16 protein-coding genes and 3 other annotated features are annotated in these 17,117 nt (G+C 39.1%); of the genes, 5 read left to right on the forward strand and 11 right to left on the reverse strand.

Going from position 1 to position 17,117, the window contains the following annotated elements; translation table 11 throughout:
* Positions 1 to 199: 199 nt before the first annotated feature.
* Positions 200 to 1,639, reverse strand: a complete 1,440-nt coding sequence (gene proS, locus DFO72_RS21565) for a proline--tRNA ligase (RefSeq protein ID WP_113884173.1) — start codon at positions 1,637 to 1,639, stop codon at positions 200 to 202.
* Between the two features lie 61 nt (positions 1,640 to 1,700).
* Positions 1,701 to 1,914: a binding site (T-box leader), on the reverse strand.
* 216 nt (positions 1,915 to 2,130) lie between these two features.
* Between proS and DFO72_RS21570 the strand changes: the two genes are divergently transcribed.
* Together DFO72_RS21570 and DFO72_RS21575 are read left to right on the forward strand one after the other, a co-directional pair.
* Positions 2,131 to 2,547: a DUF1284 domain-containing protein gene (locus DFO72_RS21570; protein ID WP_113884174.1), complete on the forward strand. Its 417-nt coding sequence runs from the start codon at positions 2,131 to 2,133 to the stop codon at positions 2,545 to 2,547.
* 146 nt (positions 2,548 to 2,693) lie between these two features.
* Positions 2,694 to 3,161, forward strand: coding sequence for a DUF3291 domain-containing protein (locus DFO72_RS21575; protein ID WP_113884175.1), 468 nt, complete (start codon positions 2,694 to 2,696; stop codon positions 3,159 to 3,161).
* Positions 3,162 to 3,203: 42 nt separating this feature from the next.
* Here the strand turns inward: DFO72_RS21575 and DFO72_RS21580 are convergent, their stop codons facing one another.
* Positions 3,204 to 3,758, reverse strand: a complete 555-nt coding sequence (locus tag DFO72_RS21580; protein WP_113884176.1) for a TetR/AcrR family transcriptional regulator — start codon at positions 3,756 to 3,758, stop codon at positions 3,204 to 3,206.
* A 172-nt stretch (positions 3,759 to 3,930) separates the two neighbouring features.
* On the opposite strand from DFO72_RS21580, the gene DFO72_RS21585 reads away from it, so the two are divergent.
* Positions 3,931 to 5,388 carry a DHA2 family efflux MFS transporter permease subunit gene (locus DFO72_RS21585; RefSeq protein ID WP_113884177.1) on the forward strand — a complete coding sequence of 486 codons (1,458 nt, stop codon included), beginning with the start codon at positions 3,931 to 3,933 and terminating at the stop codon, positions 5,386 to 5,388.
* 86 nt (positions 5,389 to 5,474) lie between these two features.
* Here the strand turns inward: DFO72_RS21585 and DFO72_RS21590 are convergent, their stop codons facing one another.
* The 7 genes from DFO72_RS21590 to DFO72_RS21620 all read right to left on the reverse strand — a co-directional run bounded on the left by DFO72_RS21590 (position 5,475) and on the right by DFO72_RS21620 (position 11,399).
* Positions 5,475 to 5,957 carry a DUF523 domain-containing protein gene (locus DFO72_RS21590; RefSeq protein WP_113884178.1) on the reverse strand — a complete coding sequence of 161 codons (483 nt, stop codon included), beginning with the start codon at positions 5,955 to 5,957 and terminating at the stop codon, positions 5,475 to 5,477.
* 181 nt (positions 5,958 to 6,138) lie between these two features.
* Entirely contained in the window at positions 6,139 to 6,339 is a 201-nt protein-coding gene (locus DFO72_RS21595) for a hypothetical protein (RefSeq protein ID WP_113884179.1), read from the reverse strand.
* A gap of 209 nt (positions 6,340 to 6,548) precedes the next feature.
* Positions 6,549 to 7,514, reverse strand: a complete 966-nt coding sequence (locus DFO72_RS21600) for a DUF4822 domain-containing protein (protein WP_113884180.1) — start codon at positions 7,512 to 7,514, stop codon at positions 6,549 to 6,551.
* A gap of 50 nt (positions 7,515 to 7,564) precedes the next feature.
* Complete coding sequence (locus DFO72_RS21605; protein WP_113884311.1) at positions 7,565 to 8,272, reverse strand: ankyrin repeat domain-containing protein; 708 nt, start codon at positions 8,270 to 8,272, stop codon at positions 7,565 to 7,567.
* Between the two features lie 191 nt (positions 8,273 to 8,463).
* The gene (locus DFO72_RS21610) at positions 8,464 to 9,150 is read right to left on the reverse strand and encodes a response regulator transcription factor (RefSeq protein WP_113884181.1); all 687 of its coding nucleotides are present in this window, start codon (positions 9,148 to 9,150) and stop codon (positions 8,464 to 8,466) included.
* Positions 9,147 to 10,595, reverse strand: coding sequence for a sensor histidine kinase (locus DFO72_RS21615; RefSeq protein WP_113884182.1), 1,449 nt, complete (start codon positions 10,593 to 10,595; stop codon positions 9,147 to 9,149). Before DFO72_RS21615 ends, DFO72_RS21610 begins: the two co-directional genes overlap by 4 nt.
* A 189-nt stretch (positions 10,596 to 10,784) precedes the next feature.
* Complete coding sequence (locus DFO72_RS21620; protein ID WP_113884183.1) at positions 10,785 to 11,399, reverse strand: flavin reductase family protein; 615 nt, start codon at positions 11,397 to 11,399, stop codon at positions 10,785 to 10,787.
* A 93-nt stretch (positions 11,400 to 11,492) separates the two neighbouring features.
* Here DFO72_RS21620 and DFO72_RS21625 point away from each other — a divergent pair, with 93 nt between their 5' ends.
* The gene (locus tag DFO72_RS21625) at positions 11,493 to 12,212 is read left to right on the forward strand and encodes an ArsR/SmtB family transcription factor (protein WP_113884184.1); all 720 of its coding nucleotides are present in this window, start codon (positions 11,493 to 11,495) and stop codon (positions 12,210 to 12,212) included.
* A 314-nt stretch (positions 12,213 to 12,526) separates the two neighbouring features.
* On the opposite strand, the gene DFO72_RS21630 is transcribed toward DFO72_RS21625, so the two are convergent.
* Both DFO72_RS21630 and DFO72_RS21635 read right to left on the reverse strand, forming a co-directional pair.
* On the reverse strand, positions 12,527 to 12,844 hold the full coding sequence (locus DFO72_RS21630) for a hypothetical protein (RefSeq protein WP_181782373.1): 318 nt from the start codon (positions 12,842 to 12,844) through the stop codon (positions 12,527 to 12,529).
* Between the two features lie 97 nt (positions 12,845 to 12,941).
* Positions 12,942 to 13,340 carry a cytidine deaminase gene (locus DFO72_RS21635; RefSeq protein WP_113884185.1) on the reverse strand — a complete coding sequence of 133 codons (399 nt, stop codon included), beginning with the start codon at positions 13,338 to 13,340 and terminating at the stop codon, positions 12,942 to 12,944.
* 733 nt (positions 13,341 to 14,073) lie between these two features.
* Here DFO72_RS21635 and DFO72_RS21640 point away from each other — a divergent pair.
* A complete protein-coding gene (locus DFO72_RS21640; protein ID WP_113884186.1) occupies positions 14,074 to 16,233 on the forward strand; it encodes a YhgE/Pip domain-containing protein in 2,160 nt (719 codons plus the stop codon).
* 67 nt (positions 16,234 to 16,300) lie between these two features.
* Positions 16,301 to 16,533, forward strand: a binding site (T-box leader).
* Between the two features lie 311 nt (positions 16,534 to 16,844).
* Positions 16,845 to 17,076, forward strand: a binding site (T-box leader).
* Positions 17,077 to 17,117: the final 41 nt, after the last annotated feature.

A 17,117-nucleotide genomic window follows, 5' to 3' on the forward strand; every position in this document is an offset into this window, starting at 1 on the left:
AACGTTATCCAAATTTTTAGACATTTTAGATTTTAACATACTAATCAGTTTAATAAAATATATAAAGCTCCTTATTTAAATGCTTTACTGTGAAACCTGGACGTTCATTAAATCATCTTTAAGAAAAAAGTCCGCCTGAGTGAGGCGGACCTAAAAATAAATGACCCTGAAAGATCACGTAATATTTCACATTCACAGTTTAATAAGCTCGCGCAAACCAAACCGTATGTTTCGCTTCTTTACCACAATGGATGCATGTGTGCTTAGTTGCCGGCGGATTGAACGGAATGTTCCTTGTTGTGAATTTTGTTTTTTCTTTTACACTTTCTTCACAGGCGTCTTCTCCGCACCAGCCAGCTAATATCCAGCCAGGAATCGTTTCATTTAATTCGGATTCTGCTATGTGCTGTTCTAACTGGTCCATTGTATCAATATGTGTGTGCGAATTCTCCGAGCGGAACGCTTTTGCTTTATCGAATAAACGAGTCTGCATGGTTTCAAGCTCTTTTTTAATGCTGTCAATAATGGATTCAAGCGGTACCGCAACCTTGTCCCCAAGATCACGGGCCTTCATTAAGCATTGATTTTGATCTAAATCACGTGGACCAAGTTCTATGCGGACAGGTACGCCTTTCAATTCCCACTCATTAAATTTAAAGCCTGGTGATTGATCGGAATCATCTAGACGGACGCGGATTCCTTCAGCCTTTAATGCGGCAAAGATTTCATCTAACTTCTCCATAATGGCCGGGTTCTTTTTCCATGGCCCGACTGGAATCAGTACAACTTGAGCCGGTGCTATTTTTGGAGGCAGCACAAGGCCTTGCTCATCTCCATGAACCATGATGACGGAGCCAATAAGCCGTGTAGACGTACCCCAGGATGTTGTATGGACAAAGGTGTGCTTATTTTCTTTATTCAAATATTTGATATCGAAAGCTTCCGCAAATTTTGTACCTAAGTAGTGTGAGGTTCCTGCCTGCACAGCCTTTCCATCTTTCATCATCGCTTCAATGGAGAATGTATCTACAGCGCCGGCAAAACGTTCTGATGGTGTCTTTTGGCCATCATAAACCGGAATCGCAAGTAATCCTTCTACAACTTCTTTATAAATGGCCAGCATTTGCATGGTTTCCTTACGCGCATCTTCCTCATCCACATGAGCCGTGTGGCCTTCCTGCCATAAAAATTCAGAAGTGCGGATGAATGGAAGAGTTTTCTTCTCCCAGCGGAATACATTTGCCCATTGATTTATTAATACAGGCAGATCCCGATAACTTTTAATCCAATCTGAATACAAATGTCCAATCATTGTTTCAGAAGTGGGGCGCAGTGCCAGACGTTCTTCCAATTTCTCTCCTGCCGCTTCCGTTATCCATGGAAGCTCTGGCGAGAATCCTTCAATATGATCCTTTTCCTTCTGAAAGAAGGATTCCGGAATTAACATCGGGAAATATGCATTGCGGTGACCGGTTTCTTTAAAACGCTTATCCATCTCTTCCTGAATATGTTCCCATATTTCATAGCCATCCGGCTTAAAGGCAATACAGCCGCGAACAGGTGTGTAATCAAATAAATCGGCTTTTTGGATCGTATCAAGATACCATTTTGAAAAGTTGTTTGGTTTTTGTTGAGACATCTTCTTTTCCTCCTTGGAAAATGAAATTTCTTTAAAAAATAAAAAAGCATAAAGAGTCCATCAAAAGGACGTCTTTACGCTAATAGACGTGGTACCACCTTAGTTCAACTTTAATCAAAATTAAAGTCCTCTAAACGTTTGTAACGAAACGACCCGGTTAGCTTTACTAACATCTCCGTGGCAGGGTTCAATAAGGAGGGGTGATATAGCTTTCAGCCCAGGCTATATTTTCTGTTTCACAATCCTTATCTACTTGATCACATCATTGATTCCATATATATAAGTTAATATATCAACTTGTCACAGGCAATTCAATATTTACAAAATTTTATTTTCCATTTTTAACAGCCTTACCAGAAAGGCTGTAAAGCAGTTTAGTCAAAAAACCTCAGCTGATCAATTTTAAATGTTATAATAAACAAGTATGTTAACTATATATTTTTAAGGTTAACATTTTAACGTAATCGAACAAGTTAAATTGGGGTGATCTTATGTATAAGCTGCGCGGCCATCATCTTTTTTGCCTTCTGGGATATCGGGGAATGGGCTATTCCCAGGAATACGTGGAAAATATGACACGTTTGCATCAAGCCTTAAGAGACAACCCCAGGACATGGATACAGCTTGTAAAAGGGCCGGATCAACTGTGTGAAAAGTATCCCAACTCAGGTGAATACCACTGTGAACACCACGATATTTATGAAAGAGATGCTATTATTTTAGAAAAAATAGGACTTAAAATCGGGCAAATCCTGTATTGGAAGGACATTGAAGCGAACATCCAAAAGTACGCTCTTCCCTCAGATATACATACTGTTTGCGAAACGTGTTCCTGGCGTTCATATGGCGTTTGTGAGGAAGGTATTCAAGATATTCTTGCAGGGAAGGGCCTAAAGGAAGTAAAGTAACCCTCCCCTGTTAAATGCCCATTCTTAAACATGCTTGGGAACTGTTTTATATCTGGCAACAACCTGAATTATTATCCCGTTCATACAGGTATTAGTCCAGTCCTTTCAGAATATATGTAGGTAAAACAGGTAATGGAGGAACTAACATGGCATTTGCGGCTATTTTGACTGTTGGACGGCTGAAGCACTCAGAGGAACATCCTGCCTCCCGGGAGTTTTTTGAAGCGGGAAATGAAGTCATGCGAGAGGCTGCTAAAACAGGGCACCTCATAAAAGAATTCTCACCAAATAGAGCGAAGTTCCCTGAAGAAACGATCAAAGGAGAGGGTACCCCCATTCTCACCTTAACAGTATGGAAAAACCTTCAATCTTTATATCAGTTTACCTATTCCGGCCTGCATAGGCAGGCATTGCAGGACAGGAATAAGTGGTTTGGGCCTCTTCCAGAGAGACAGCCAAATTATGTGGTGTGGTGGACGGATATGTTATCGGATGTATCCTGGAAGGAAGCTTTTAAAAGATATGATTTTTATATCCAGCATGGGCCTGATTCTTTTGCATTTGACTTTAGACATGCATTTGATCAATTTGGGGATCCGATCCTGCTTAAATAGCTGGGGTTAATTCTCCTGCACTGCGTTTTTCCTATCAGCACGTTACTGCGGCCTCACCTTATACATTAAATGAATTTCATTAGCCATATAATCGGAACTAAAATGAAGTCCCTTCTTTAGCCACCACATGATGATGCCTACCAATGAGGCTGTTTTAATATCAATAGAAACATATTCGTCCGGCAATTCCTTCTGTGTATTCTTTCTTCTTATTTCTACTAACTGTTTTAATAATACGAATAGTTTTTCCTCGAATTGATTCATCTTGAATAAGATCAGCAAATACTTTCTATGGATATATAAATAATCAAGCAATTGGGTCAGCTGCTGCTTTTCTGATAGATCTTCCGATTGTATCAATGCTGCAATTTTATCTGATAGCCCGCTTAAAATTTCATTGATAATTTGCGTTAGAAAATCTTGAATATCCTGATAGTGCAAGTAAAATGTTGTCCGATTTAATCCTGCTTTGGCCGCAACTTTCTGAACGGTCAGTTTAGAAATATCGGATTCCTCTGATAGCAGAGAAAATGCTGCTGTTTTGAACATTTCCTTTGAACGGATTGCACGGGGATCTTTCTTTTTCGGCGCAGACATTCTAACCCTCCTTTATAGATTTTCATGGACTTTCTCAACAGTCCCTATTCGTCCTGTCGATTAGTGAACACACACAAGAAAACTGTTCATGGTCAAGAATAGATGCTTTTGTTACTATGAATTTTATCGACAACATGTTGAGAATACAAGTTCAGAACGAAGGAGTTTATGAATGAACAAGGAAATAACAGAAAGCAATAAAAAAATATTATTATTGGTCCTGATTTCGGGCTGTTTCTTATCAACCTTAAATCAGACTTTATTAAATGTGGCATTGAGCAGTTTCATGGAGGAATTCAACGTAAAAGCAGCAACGGTCCAATGGTTATCAACCGGATTTATGCTTGTAAATGGGGTATTAGTCCCCATCACAGCATTTCTGATGCAGCGGTTTACAACAAGGCAGCTGTTTATTAGTTCTATGTTCTTTTTGCTGATTGGGTCTGTCATCAGCGCCTTTGCGATGAACTTTGGCACACTGCTGACGGGAAGAATGATTCAGGCAATTGGCGCCGGAATCATCATGCCTTTGATGATGACCGTCATTTTATATTTATATCCCGCTGAACAGCGCGGAAGTGTGATGGGGAAAATTGGCTTTGCAGTGATCTTTGCACCCGCCATCGCTCCAACCCTGTCCGGTTTTATTATTGAATTTGTTTCTTGGAGATGGCTGTTTATTGGGTTACTCCCCTTTTTACTCATCGTCATCGCTCTAGCCTTCAAATATTTAACGAATGTCTCAGAAACAAAGAAAGCGAGATTGGAACTCCCAAGTGTTATTTTGTCCACGATTGGCTTTGGATGCATTTTATTCGGATTTAGTACCGCGGGAAGCAAAGGGTGGCAAAATCCTATAGTCCTTACAACGATCATTGCAGGAGTATTCTTTACAGCTCTATTCTGCTTGCGGCAGATGAAATCAAAGGAGCCATTACTAAATTTATCTGTATTTAAGTATAAAATCTTCACTCTCACATCGCTTATCAATGTCCTGATTACGATGATTATGTATGCAGATTTAATCCTTTTGCCCATTTACCTACAGGATGGCCGCGGGTTCACGGCTTTTGAAGCAGGATTGCTTTTATTGCCCGGAGCTATCATCAACGCTTTCTTATCGCCGGTTACTGGCAGAATGTATGATAAATACGGTGCTAAACCACTCTTTATTACAGGTTTAGTATTTGTCAGTATTTCCATGTGGGGAGTAATCGATTTGAACGAATCAACTACTTATATGTATTTAATGGTCCGCACCATTATTTTGAGAATAGGACTAAGCTTTATTACTATGCCTTTAAATACAGCAGGATTGAATGCTTTGCCAAGAGAGCTGGGATCACACGGCTCAGCGGTTAACAACACCATTCGCCAATTGGCAGGAGCGATTGGAACTGCAGTTGTCATCACTTTATATACGATTCAGGCAACTTCCTATGCTTCGGAACTCTCAGAAAGCATGACAGCGGACAAACTGGCAAGCTTAGCTTCTATTTTTGGTTCAAGTTCTGCCTATGTCTTTATGTTAGTCCTATCCCTTGCAACACTGATTTTAGTTTTCTTTGCGCCTAAAAAATCACCAAAAAACACCCATGATAAAGGATTGGCCCAACAAAGCCAGAGTTAATAACGCGAGCATGCCTGAGATTTCTTGGGTATGCTTTGCTATTTCCCCCTTTGAAAAAAGGGTGCTTAAACGCAGCCCCTTGAAGTTCAGTCTGTATAATTGGACCCTTCTTCCAAAAGTAAATCTGCCAGCCCCTCTTCTGATACTACGTTAATGCCATTCCTTTTAAGCAAAGCCGACGTAACTCCATCTCCAGGAATTTTGTTTCCCTTGAACTCGCCGTTATAAATCATGGAACTTCCACAGGATGGACTATATTCTTTTAGCACTACTGCAGTAACTTGCAGCTCTTGGGCTTTTCTTAATGTGATATAAGCTCCTTCTATGTACAAATCTGTAACATCTCTCCCTGATTTTTCAATTACTTTAGCTTTGCCATCAAGAACAGCTGCTCCGTCACCATCTATTATCTCAGCAGGTTCTCTTGGTGTTGAAAAACCTCCGAGCAACTCAGGGCAAACAGTAATTGCCTGCTGCTGGTCCAGCATTTGACGGATCTTTTGGTTTAAGCAATGAGTGCCGTTATATCTTACTTCCAACCCTGCTAAACAAGAACTGACTAATATCATTCGTGACACCTCAATCTAAAAGTTATTCTTCCAATAAAGAAGAGTCCTTGATTATCTAACTGTTTGGACTTTATTGCATTGATTGTCTTATTAAATATTCACACATCGCAAATTGCCTCCGCATATTCCCCCAAAAATGATGCTTTTTTCAATATATTTGTACAGTCATAAAGACAGGGAATTACCGGTTCTTCTTAACCAAATCTATTAAATAGTAAAGCTGTGAAATTAAAAACGATAGCAGTAATATAATTATTGTTCCAAATGTATAAATTGCTTCTTCTGCCGGATTGCCTCCACCCATGAATATGGAACCAAATATAAAAAAGAGTAAGACACTTACGATGGCAAATAAGAAAAACATACTAATATACTTTGACATACCATCCCCCATTACATCTATTTATATCTTTCTTTAATTTCATTCGTTTTTTCTTTAATTTTTCCTTCTTTCATTGCTTTGTTATGCTTTTTATTTGTTCTTAAACAAATTTTTGATTTTCAATAAGAAAAGTTTAAGTTAAAGAAAACAGAAAAGGAACGGAAAAATCCATTCCTTCATGATTAGTTGCTGCTCTTATTTAATGGTTTTTATTTAGTGAATTTCGGTTTAAAATCACCCTTATAAGGTTCATGTTCAACAAACACAGTTATATCTTTGCCATCCTTGTCTTTACCCGTTCTTTTATACGCAAATTTATTCTTATTAAGTTCAGTAAGCTCAAGCGCTGCACCATACTTATTAGCTCCAATTGAAACATGGGCTCTTATTTTATTTTCGTTCATAATATCGAAGTAGCCAAAATCACCGCGGCTTTTTCCTGTTTCAAGATTGAAAAATTCATATCTATTCGTCTTGCCATCAAATTTTGCAAGACTTATAAACATCGTATTATACTTTGTTACATCATTTCCGTCTTCATCTAATACCTTTGTTCCATTCCAGAGGGTATTGCCTAAAATTTTATCTCCATCGATGTCTTTAACAATATCACCCGTAACAGTGTCCAGCTGCTTGTTGGGATCAGTAAAAGAAAGCTCATTTTCTTTATATGGAATATGTTCAACAAATACCTCTACGTCGTTGCCTTTAGCATCTTTTCCCATTCTTTTATAAGTAAAAATATCTTTATTTATTTTTGTCATTTCGACGACAGCTTGATAATTCATTGATTCTGAAATTAATATTCTTTTCTTCCCATCATTGGTAATAAAGAAAGTTCCCTTATCGCCGCGGCTTTCGCCTGTCTTCGCATCGAAAAATTCATATCTTCCTGATTTCCCTTCATATTTTGCAAGACCAATGAAATTTGCATTCTCTTTTGTTAAGTCGTTCTTATTTTTGTCATACACTCTTGTACCTTGCCAATTTGTGCTGCTGAGAATGTTACCCATTTCCTGTCCTTTGGTTAATTGATCCTTTTTAGTCTCTTTAACCGCTTGTTCTTGCTTCTGCTTACTATGATTTTCCTGGGCGTTTGCACCAGCGCTGCACCCCGTTGCTACTAATGTAAATCCAATAAGTATGGATGTTATTGCCTTTGCTTTTTTGTTCATTTTTATCGTCTCCTCATTCTCATTTTGGGTGGATCTTAATAATTACAAGCCTATTTTGCTCCTGCTGTTAACAAAATCTGTTCAATCTCTTTAAATCCTTTCTCACGGGCATGCTGCAATGGAGTAACATTATTTCTATCCGCAATATTTACATCTGCCCCGTAATCGATTAGCAATTGCACAGTTTGCTGCTGAATTACATTTCCATCATTCAAAATAATTGCTTCTAATAATGCTGTCCAGCCGAGGTCATTCACATAATTTACATCAATATCAGTCTTGGTGAGAAGTTCCTTGATGGCATCTATATGACCATGTTCTGCAGCAGGGATCAATGCAGTGCCGCCATAACGGTTAACTATCGCCGGATCTGCACCTGCTTCGATGGTAAGCTTAAGAATTTCAATGTATCCTTCTGCACCTGCATATAGGAAAGGGTTGTTGTTCATGTTATCCTGAATGTTGACATCAGCCCCCGCTTTAATCAGGATTTTGGCGGTTTCGACATCATTATTGTAAGCTGCAATCATAGCAGCAGTTTGCCCGTCTGAGCCCTTTTTATTTAGATCAGCACCGTCCTCAATCAATCTCTTTATTGTTTTTGTATCACTGCGCTCTGCAGCTTGAAGCAATGATTCACTCATATCCATATCTTCCCTTACCTCATTTGCCCGTGTTTTTGTCTCTGCATTATTATCCGGGACACAGCCTTGAAGGAGGATCACGCCTCCAATCACTAGTGTTAGCCACCCCCGCATCTGCTTCACCTGCCTATCCTCTTTAAATAAAATGACTCAGACTAGTTACTGCATCTATAATGTTAGTGCCAAAATATGAACTCCCTCTAAAAAAACTCTTAAAGAAAGATAAACTTAATCTTAAAATTTCTTCATATATATAAAAAAATAACCGTCACCTTTGTGACGGATATAATGAAACATAAATTAATTTAAACATTGAATCGATAACCTGCTCCCCAAACGGTTTCCAGGAATTTCGGCTGTGCAGGGTCTCCTTCAATTTTCCCTCGTATTTTTCTGATATGAACGGTGACTGTTGAAACATCTGCAGCTGACTCCAGCCCCCAAATCTTTTCATAAAGCTGTTCTTTGCTCAATACTTGATTTGGATGCATGACAAGAAATACTAATAAATCAAATTCCTTTGTCGTAAACGGTGTTTCTTCTTGGTCAATATAAACTTTACGTGCTGACTTATCAATTGTTATTCCATGTACGAAAATCGTATTTGTTTGAGTCTGTTTTCCTGCTAAACGTTCATATCGCTCTATATGTGCTTTTACCCTGGCTACCAGTTCACCCGGACTAAAAGGCTTGGTAATATAATCGTCTGCCCCTAAACCGAGACCACGAATTTTATCGATATCCTCCTTTTTGGCTGACACAAACAAGATAGGAATGTTTTTAACTGCGCGTATTTGTTTACATATCTCAAACCCATTTACTCCTGGAAGCATGATGTCCAAAATAATTAAATCATAGTGCCCTTGAAGAGCCTGCTGGAGTCCTTCATCACCGGAATGTTGAATATCGACCCGAAACTTATTTATTTCTAAATAATCTCTTTGCAATTCTGCAATACTAATGTCATCTTCAATAAGCAATATTTTTTTCATATTGTTTCACCTTTCTTTAGGGAAAAGAATACACTTGTACCTTTACCTAACTCGCTTGAAGCCCAGATTTCCCCTCTATGCTCCAAAATTATTTGTTTCGCGATCGCAAGTCCTAAGCCGCTTCCGCCTGTCGCGGAACTTCTCGATTGTTCTGCACGGTAAAAACGTTCAAAAATATTTGGCAAGGCAGCAGGCTCTATCCCTTGCCCATTGTCTTCTACTTTAACAATTACATCGCCTAATCGTTCATGAAGTGAAATAGAAATCTTCTTCTTGTCTTTGTTCATATATTTAACACAATTGCTTATTAAATTGGACAGTACTCGTTTCAATTTCTCTCTATCGACTTTCACGCAGATCGGTTTATTCATAAGATGAAGCTCCATATGGATTCCTTGCTGAAGTAAGTCCAAATAAAGTTCTTCTGCATAGTCTTTCATATATTCATCCAGGTCGACCGTTTCAAAATGGAACGGTTCTTTTTTCAAATCCAGCTTGGAAAATAAGAAAAGCTCATCAATTAATGAATCCATGTCTTTTGCTTTAAAATAAACAGTCGATAAATACTTTTCCATTTTCTGAGGGGTATTGGCTACACCATCTTTAATCCCCTCAATATATCCAATAATCGAAGTGATAGGTGTCTTCAAATCATGGGAAATATTGGACAGAAGCTCTTTCCGATTTTCTTCATACCTGAGCTGGAGATTTATCGATTCTTTTAGTTTTATTCTCATTTCCTCAAACGCTCTATTTAATTGTCCGATTTCATCATTTGAAATGGCCCCGATTTCAAAATTTAAATCTCCTGATTTTATTCTTTCAGCACCTTCTTTAAGAACTGAGATAGGTTTAATAATGCTTCGCGATACTAAGTAATTTAATATACCGATAATCATAATAAACAGAAACAGTAAGAGACCTGATAAAATAGGAAACAATTCTCTGATGAGCTCAGCATAGGAGCTGGCCTTTCTTAATACGAAAACACTTCCTTCACTTTTATCCGGAAAATAAAAATCAAACTTTACATAGGTAAAAAAATAGTCGTTGAGTTTAATTGTATCTCGAGTATTGATGTTTGTTTCTTCAAAACCTGGAAGGGATTTAACCAATGCCTGTTTGTTAAGAGCATGGGAAGCGTACTCAATTTTTGTGCCCTTTCTAACAACAATATCGATATCCTCTTTCTCAATCTTTTTAAGCTCCTTTTGATTTAGGAGCTGTTTCGGATTATTTTTAGCAAAAAGCTTTAAATCGAGAAATACACTTTCTTCAACTGTTGTCAAAGGTTTTTGTATATACGTTTTTTTGTAAAGATGCTCTATAGATCTTACATCACCTGTTATGGCAAAAATTATTAAAAAACCTGCTGCCAATAATAAAGTGATCGAAAAAAGAATCACTCCAATATAAGACAGCAGAAACCTCATTTTAATGGACATCTGTTTCACTCACTCTGTTATAAAATTTTCATCAGATCATACCTTATTCTTAGCATTCAAGTTAATTTTATAAACCTATTATCCAGATTAAGAAATTAAAAGAACTATATCACATAAATCTTAAAACTTTCTAAAATATGTATGAAATATTTCTAAACAGCTTAGCAAAAGTGATTAATCTCCAAAGAACTATGCCCGAAATGTTTTTCCCAGATGTTCGCCTAGTCCATAGTAGTGTCTGAAATTATATATGAGGGGACTCCATTCATGAGGATTCACATGATGATCATCCTTAAGAATGGATGTATGCGCATGGACCTTTAATGCCGTCACTTCCACGATGGCAAAGTGAGGGTCATGTTCCGGGACTCGAATGTGCTCCACCCTGCTCTCGATCTGAAGTGGACATTCCAGGATTCTAAAGGGCTTTACAATTTCTGCTTCCTGCTTCGTAAGGGAGGCAGCTGAGAATTTATCTTTTTCAAAACGGAATGAATTAATCCGTTTATATTCAGGTAATGGATTCTTGCCTGTCAGTGGCGCTAATGCTTCTACATTCTCCCAAAGGCCAGGGCCAGGAACGTTTACTACACATTCGGGATGATTGCGAAGATTTTCCAAAGCCTTTCCTCCTTCCCCGATTCCCAGGACAATGCATTCCCCTAATGCCCATGACGAGGATAAGGGGCTGATGTTGGATGTTCCATCTTCATTAAGTGTTGTTAACAAAATCACTGGCGTTCCATAGTATAAGATTTTAGGCTGGATTGATTTGGTGATTATTTGGTTTTCTTCCTTTTTCATTGCAGTTTCCTCCTGAACTTTTTTACAAATATCATTGTAAGGGGTAAATATTTCAATTATCATCGAAATATGGATTACATGGAGGAATAAAATATGAATATGAATTCAAATGTAGCAAAAGTCGCTTCTCTGGTCAGTGAACCAAGTCGGGCAGCCATACTGACCGCCTTATTGGATGGCCGGTATCACACTGTAAATGAATTGGCCCATATGGCTCGGATTAAACCGCAAACGGCCAGCTTTCATCTCAAAAAAATGCTGGATGCTCAAGTGGTGTCAGCAGAAAAACAGGGAAGGCACCGATATTATGGCATCATGAATCAAGAAGTTGCCCAGGTGATGGAATCCTTTCTGTCCATTGCACCTGCTGCAGAAATTAAATCTTTTAAACATGCCTCTGAAGATAAAGCGATCCGCCTTGCCAGGACGTGCTATGATCATCTCGCTGGAAATTTAGGAGTGCAAATAACTGAATCGCTAAAAAGAAAAGGATTTATTGCTGAAGAAAATGACACATACAGTGTTACGGAAGAAGGAATAGCATTCTTTCACTCTATACAAATCGACCTGACCTCTTTGAAAAAGAAGCGTCGTTCTTTTTCCCATAAATGTCTCGACTGGAGCGAAAGACGCCATCATCTTGCAGGTGCATTGGGGAATGCCATCCTGGAAAAATTCCTGGAGCGAAATTGGATACAGCGCATTCCCAAAACACGTGCCATCCAAATAACCCCTCAGGGAATGAAGGGCTTCAAGGAAATCTTTGCTATTGATATGGATAGGATAAATAAGAATGGTTCCCACACGTTCTAGGTGTGGAACCATTCGCAGTCCTATTATCATACTCATAATTTACAGCAGCTGCGTTTCTTTTTAGCCGGACAATGATTTAACAGCCAAGCCACTTAAGATTGTAAGCAACAATTCTTAAGATTGCCCCCACACCTACACTAAATGCTGACCAAAATATTTCCATATTTCCTTTGTATTCACTTGATTTTTATTCTTTTCACCCAAGATCAGCACCTCCAAATAAGGGCAGTAAAAAAATTATAAGCCAAGCTCCTCTTTAACAAGAAGACCTTGTTTTTAAATGGCTCTGGCTTTCATAACAAAATGATGCTGCTTCACATCAAAAAAGCCTTTAAAGAGAAGTGTTTTATGTATTTCATACAAACTCTCTTTATACTTTTCATATTAAACCCTGTTTCAACTTGCCAAGGTATCGCGTTTAGATAATATACTAATGCACCAATATCGTAAAATTGCTGAATGCGCAATTCTTCAGTGCTATTCAATACTTCAAATTGGTTCCTCCCAAGTTTCTGTACGGCTCCCGTCAGATTCCCTTTTCCAAATTCATGATTCACTGCTGGTCCAATAAATTCATCTAAATCCCCTGCCAAAAATTGTCTGAACATCATTTCAATATTCTTTTTATCCAATTGGTACATCATTCTTTTTTAAATAAGCATACTTCAGCAGGAAAAATAAAGAGGGCAAGCTTTGATTAATTCTCTCAAAACTCGCCCTCTATTTATGCTACATCTCTAAATCCGTAAATGCATACGGCAATAAATCCATTAATGTCAGTTCTAATATTTCTTTTTTCTCATTTGTTAAATAAACCGGCATTCCCGGCAGACAGAACTCCGCTAAAACTTGTCTGCAGATGCTGCAAGGCGGAAGAAAATCTGCCGTATCTCCTGCTATAGCTATAGCTTGGAAATCACCTTTTTTGTAACCATTCGCAATTGCAGTGAAAATAGCTGTTCTCTCGGCACAATTCGTCGCACCAAACGATACATTTTCCACATTCACTCCATTAATGACAGTGCCGTCTTTCAGTAATAAAGCGGCTCCAACCGGAAATTTGGAATACGGAGCATAAGCTCTTTCCCTCATACTGCGTGCACTTTCCATCAATTGCTCTTTATTCATAGTTACCCATCCTTTTCAAAGAAGAATGAACTTTTCACAGTCCCCTTAGGCCAATGTAAAATTGGCAGGATTTTTATCATATATTTTTTTGAAATGTTTGTCAATATCGGCAAAGCCTTGAAGGTATTGGAGTTTTCACTAAGTAACTAGACCATAATGAATCATGTAACTTACTCAATTCCAATTTTACTATTATATATATCTTCTATTATGCCAAATTCGAGGACAGGCACTGTTATTCACTCCCTGACTTTCGACTGCACCTTAGAATAAAAGCTGTCCGAAGCTGCCCTAGTTCAAACACCTTTGCTCGCTTTTCCTCCTCCTTTGTCCGAAGTTGCACCTAGTTCAGACTCTTCTGCTCACTTTTTCCATTCCTCTGTCCAAAGTTGCATCAAGTTCAGACTCTTCTGCTCGCTTTTCTTCCTCCTCTGTCCGAAGTTGCATCAAGTTCAGACTCTTCTGCTCGCTTTTCTTCCTCCTCTGTCCGAAGTTGCATCAAGTTCAAACTCTTCTGCTCGCTTTTCCTCTTCCTTTGTCCCAAGTTGCAGCTAATTCAAACACCTTTCCCATACAACCTTCTCCTCCTTTAGCCCCAAAAGTAATTGCCCACGCCCTTTGGGTTTTACACAATTTTTTTATAGGGGTAGAATTGTTGTGCACTGAGATTCTGAATATATTTAACCGATTATTCACAAAATCTTAGGAAGACGAGCAGATTGGACTGAAAAGCATGTGGAAAATTTACAAAATGGATATTAGAAGTATTTTTACTAATTGGGTTGCAGCAGTATTAATCGGAGGCTTGACGTTACTGCCTTCTTTATATGCCTGGTTTAACATCGAGGCTTCTTGGGATCCCTATAGCCAAACAGATCAGCTTCCCGTTGGGATCGTAAATGAAGATGCTGGGGCTGTGGTCCGGGATAAGGACATACATATTGGTGATGACATCGTCAAGGAATTGAAGAAGAACGATGATATGGACTGGCACTTTGATGACCGAAAAGATGCTATGGATAAGGTGGAATACGGCGACTATTTTGCCGTCATTGTGATTCCGGAAAATTTCTCTCAGAAGCTGGGAACCGTCATTGAAGATCAGCCCGAAAAAGCGAAAATTGAGTATTATGTGAATGAAAAAATTAATGCCATTGCACCTAAAATCACAGAAAAAGGTGCAGGCGGGATTGTCGATACGATTACGAGCAATTTCATCTCAACCGTGAACGGCACTATTTTTGAGAAGTTTAATGAATTGGGTCTGGAGATTGAGAAAGACCTTCCAGATATAAAGCGGTTCGAAGAGTATGTTTTTCAAATGGAGGAAAAGCTTCCTGAAATCCATTCCTTATTAAGCAGCTCCCTGTCAGATGCAGAAAATGCCCAAAAAATGATTGATAAGGCACAAGCACTCGTTCCTGATGCCAAACGCGCAACAGGCAACGGTCTGCAGACCATTAATGAAACGATGAAATTTATAAATGAGGCTGAGAATCGCCTGAATGCAATGGAGCCCCAGATTCAGGAGAATCTGGAGAAGGTCCAGAATATGGCGGTAAAGGTGAACGATTTTATCACTTCGGTTCAATCCTCTGATTTGAACCTGGACCAGGGAAAGGAAATTAGTAATCAAATCAATGGGCAGATAGCGGATTCGCTTCAGAATATCGAAACAATCGAAACAGCACTAAAGCAACTGCAGGAATCCAATAAGGAACAAGGCACAAGCCAGAATCAGGAACAAATCAATCAGGCTCTGGAACAATTATCTTTATTAAAACAGGAGCTGCAGGCAATCCAGGAAAACGGACAAAAGGTCAATGCCTTTCTTTCAGACAAGCAGCAGGAAGCGGATGATTTAATCACCCGGCTTCAGGAAAATTCAGCTGCAACTGCAGGCAGGATTGACGCATTCGTTAAAGAATATAATGAAAACATCCGGCCAGCCATCAACCAGGAAGTGGCCAGCGCCAAGGAAACATTGAGCAATGCCAGGAATATCCTGACTGAAATACAATCTGCCATGCCTGAAATCGAAAAAATCCTTGCTAATACAGAGGGGAACTTAGGTGAAGGAGAAAAAACGCTTAAGCACATTATTGGAGAGTTTCCATATGTAAGCGAAAAGATTAATCAATTAGCCGATCGGATTCGGGACATTCAGGGCGAGACAGACATCAGCGAGATCATTGAGCTGCTGCAAAATGACCCCGAAGCAGAGAAGGGTTTCTTCGAGGAACCTGTTCAGCTCAATAAAAACAGCCTATTCCCAATCCAAAATTACGGAACAGGCATGACTCCTTTTTATACCGTACTTGCGATATGGGTAGGTGCCCTTCTATTAATTTCCCTTTTAGCTACAGATGTCCATCATCCTGAAGACTTTACGGGAAAACAAATTTATTACGGCAAACTGCTCACCTTCCTAAGCATTGGATTTGCTCAAACCCTTGTAGTGACAATAGGGGATATCATCATTCTGGGAGTGGATGTGGCGGCACCTATGTGGTTTATCCTGTTTGGACTGATAAGCAGTTTAGTGTTTATATTAATTGTTTATACATTAGTATCTGTATTTGGCGATGTCGGAAAGGCCATGGCGATTGTCTTGCTGGTGCTTCAGATAGCGGGTGCAGGCGGAACCTATCCGACCGCCTTGCTTCCGGAATTTTTCCAAACCATCCACCCCTTCCTGCCCTTCTCTTATGCCATTGATCTAATGAGAGAAGCTGTTGGAGGCATTGTTTGGGAGAGAGTATACAGAGACCTCCTGGTCCTGACGCTATTCAGTATCATTGCACTATTAATTGGAACCTTCCTAAAAGAGCCATTAAGCAGAAAAACAAAAGCGCTGATGAAAAAATCGAAGGAATCGGGATTGTTTCATTAGAGTCTAAAAGTTTTATTAACTCTCTTGACCTTTTCCAAATTGTGTATTAAAATCAGTAAAAATATCAATATGAGCTATGAAAAGGACACGAATCTTTCTTTGTTTTCTTTCCAGAGATCAGGGCCTCCGGCTGTAAGCCCTGAAGAATTGGGATTGGTTTACCGCCTTGGAGCTATTATGGGGAAATGATCTAATCAGAGTATCTATAATCGGGAAATCCGTTATCTTTTTGAGCATAAAGCAGTCTTTCGGCATGCTTTATGGAATTAGGGTGGCACCACGACCGCACTCGTCCCTTTTGCTGGGATGGGTGCGTTTTTTATTTATTTAAAACTATATAGTTAGCGTTGATAAGGACATGAATCTTTCTTTATTTTCTTTTCAGAGATCAGGGTCACCGGCTGCAAGCCCTGAAGAAATGGAATGATTTACCGCCTTGGAGCTATTATGGGGAAATGATCTCGATCAGAGTATCCATAATCGGAGAATCTGTTATCTTTTTGAGCATAAAGCAGTCTTTCCAAATGCTTTATGGAATTAGGGTGGAACCACGGCCGCACTCGTCCCTTTTACTGGGATGAGTGCGGCTATTTATTTTTATTAAAACTATATAGTTAGCGTTGATAAGGACATGAATCTTTCTTTATTTTCTTTCCAGAGATCAGGGTCACCGGCTGCAAGCCCTGAAGAAATGGGAATGATTTACCGCCTTGGAGCTATTATGGGGAATGATTTAGATCAGAGTATCCATAATCGGGGAATCCGTTATCTTTTTGAGCATAAAACAGTCTTTCGATTGCTTTGTGAAATTAGGGTGGCACCACGACCACACTCGTCCCTATGTTTGGGAGGAGTGTGGTCTTTTTTTATAACTAATAATCAGG

Source organism: Cytobacillus oceanisediminis (assembly GCF_004366035.1).
Taxonomy (GTDB): domain Bacteria; phylum Bacillota; class Bacilli; order Bacillales; family Cytobacillaceae; genus Cytobacillus; species Cytobacillus oceanisediminis_C.

What these genes read in the sequence shown, in the direction of transcription:
- proS (WP_113884173.1), bottom strand. Translation starts at nt 1,639, where the DNA reads ATGTCTCAACAAAAACCAAACAACTTTTCAAAATGGTATCTTGATACG.
- DFO72_RS21570 (WP_113884174.1), top strand. Translation starts at nt 2,131, where the DNA reads ATGTATAAGCTGCGCGGCCATCATCTTTTTTGCCTTCTGGGATATCGG.
- DFO72_RS21575 (WP_113884175.1), top strand. Translation starts at nt 2,694, where the DNA reads ATGGCATTTGCGGCTATTTTGACTGTTGGACGGCTGAAGCACTCAGAG.
- DFO72_RS21580 (WP_113884176.1), bottom strand. Translation starts at nt 3,758, where the DNA reads ATGTCTGCGCCGAAAAAGAAAGATCCCCGTGCAATCCGTTCAAAGGAA.
- DFO72_RS21585 (WP_113884177.1), top strand. Translation starts at nt 3,931, where the DNA reads ATGAACAAGGAAATAACAGAAAGCAATAAAAAAATATTATTATTGGTC.
- DFO72_RS21590 (WP_113884178.1), bottom strand. Translation starts at nt 5,957, where the DNA reads ATGATATTAGTCAGTTCTTGTTTAGCAGGGTTGGAAGTAAGATATAAC.
- DFO72_RS21595 (WP_113884179.1), bottom strand. Translation starts at nt 6,339, where the DNA reads ATGTCAAAGTATATTAGTATGTTTTTCTTATTTGCCATCGTAAGTGTC.
- DFO72_RS21600 (WP_113884180.1), bottom strand. Translation starts at nt 7,514, where the DNA reads ATGAACAAAAAAGCAAAGGCAATAACATCCATACTTATTGGATTTACA.
- DFO72_RS21605 (WP_113884311.1), bottom strand. Translation starts at nt 8,272, where the DNA reads ATGCGGGGGTGGCTAACACTAGTGATTGGAGGCGTGATCCTCCTTCAA.
- DFO72_RS21610 (WP_113884181.1), bottom strand. Translation starts at nt 9,150, where the DNA reads ATGAAAAAAATATTGCTTATTGAAGATGACATTAGTATTGCAGAATTG.
- DFO72_RS21615 (WP_113884182.1), bottom strand. Translation starts at nt 10,595, where the DNA reads ATGTCCATTAAAATGAGGTTTCTGCTGTCTTATATTGGAGTGATTCTT.
- DFO72_RS21620 (WP_113884183.1), bottom strand. Translation starts at nt 11,399, where the DNA reads ATGAAAAAGGAAGAAAACCAAATAATCACCAAATCAATCCAGCCTAAA.
- DFO72_RS21625 (WP_113884184.1), top strand. Translation starts at nt 11,493, where the DNA reads ATGAATATGAATTCAAATGTAGCAAAAGTCGCTTCTCTGGTCAGTGAA.
- DFO72_RS21635 (WP_113884185.1), bottom strand. Translation starts at nt 13,340, where the DNA reads ATGAATAAAGAGCAATTGATGGAAAGTGCACGCAGTATGAGGGAAAGA.
- DFO72_RS21640 (WP_113884186.1), top strand. Translation starts at nt 14,074, where the DNA reads ATGTGGAAAATTTACAAAATGGATATTAGAAGTATTTTTACTAATTGG.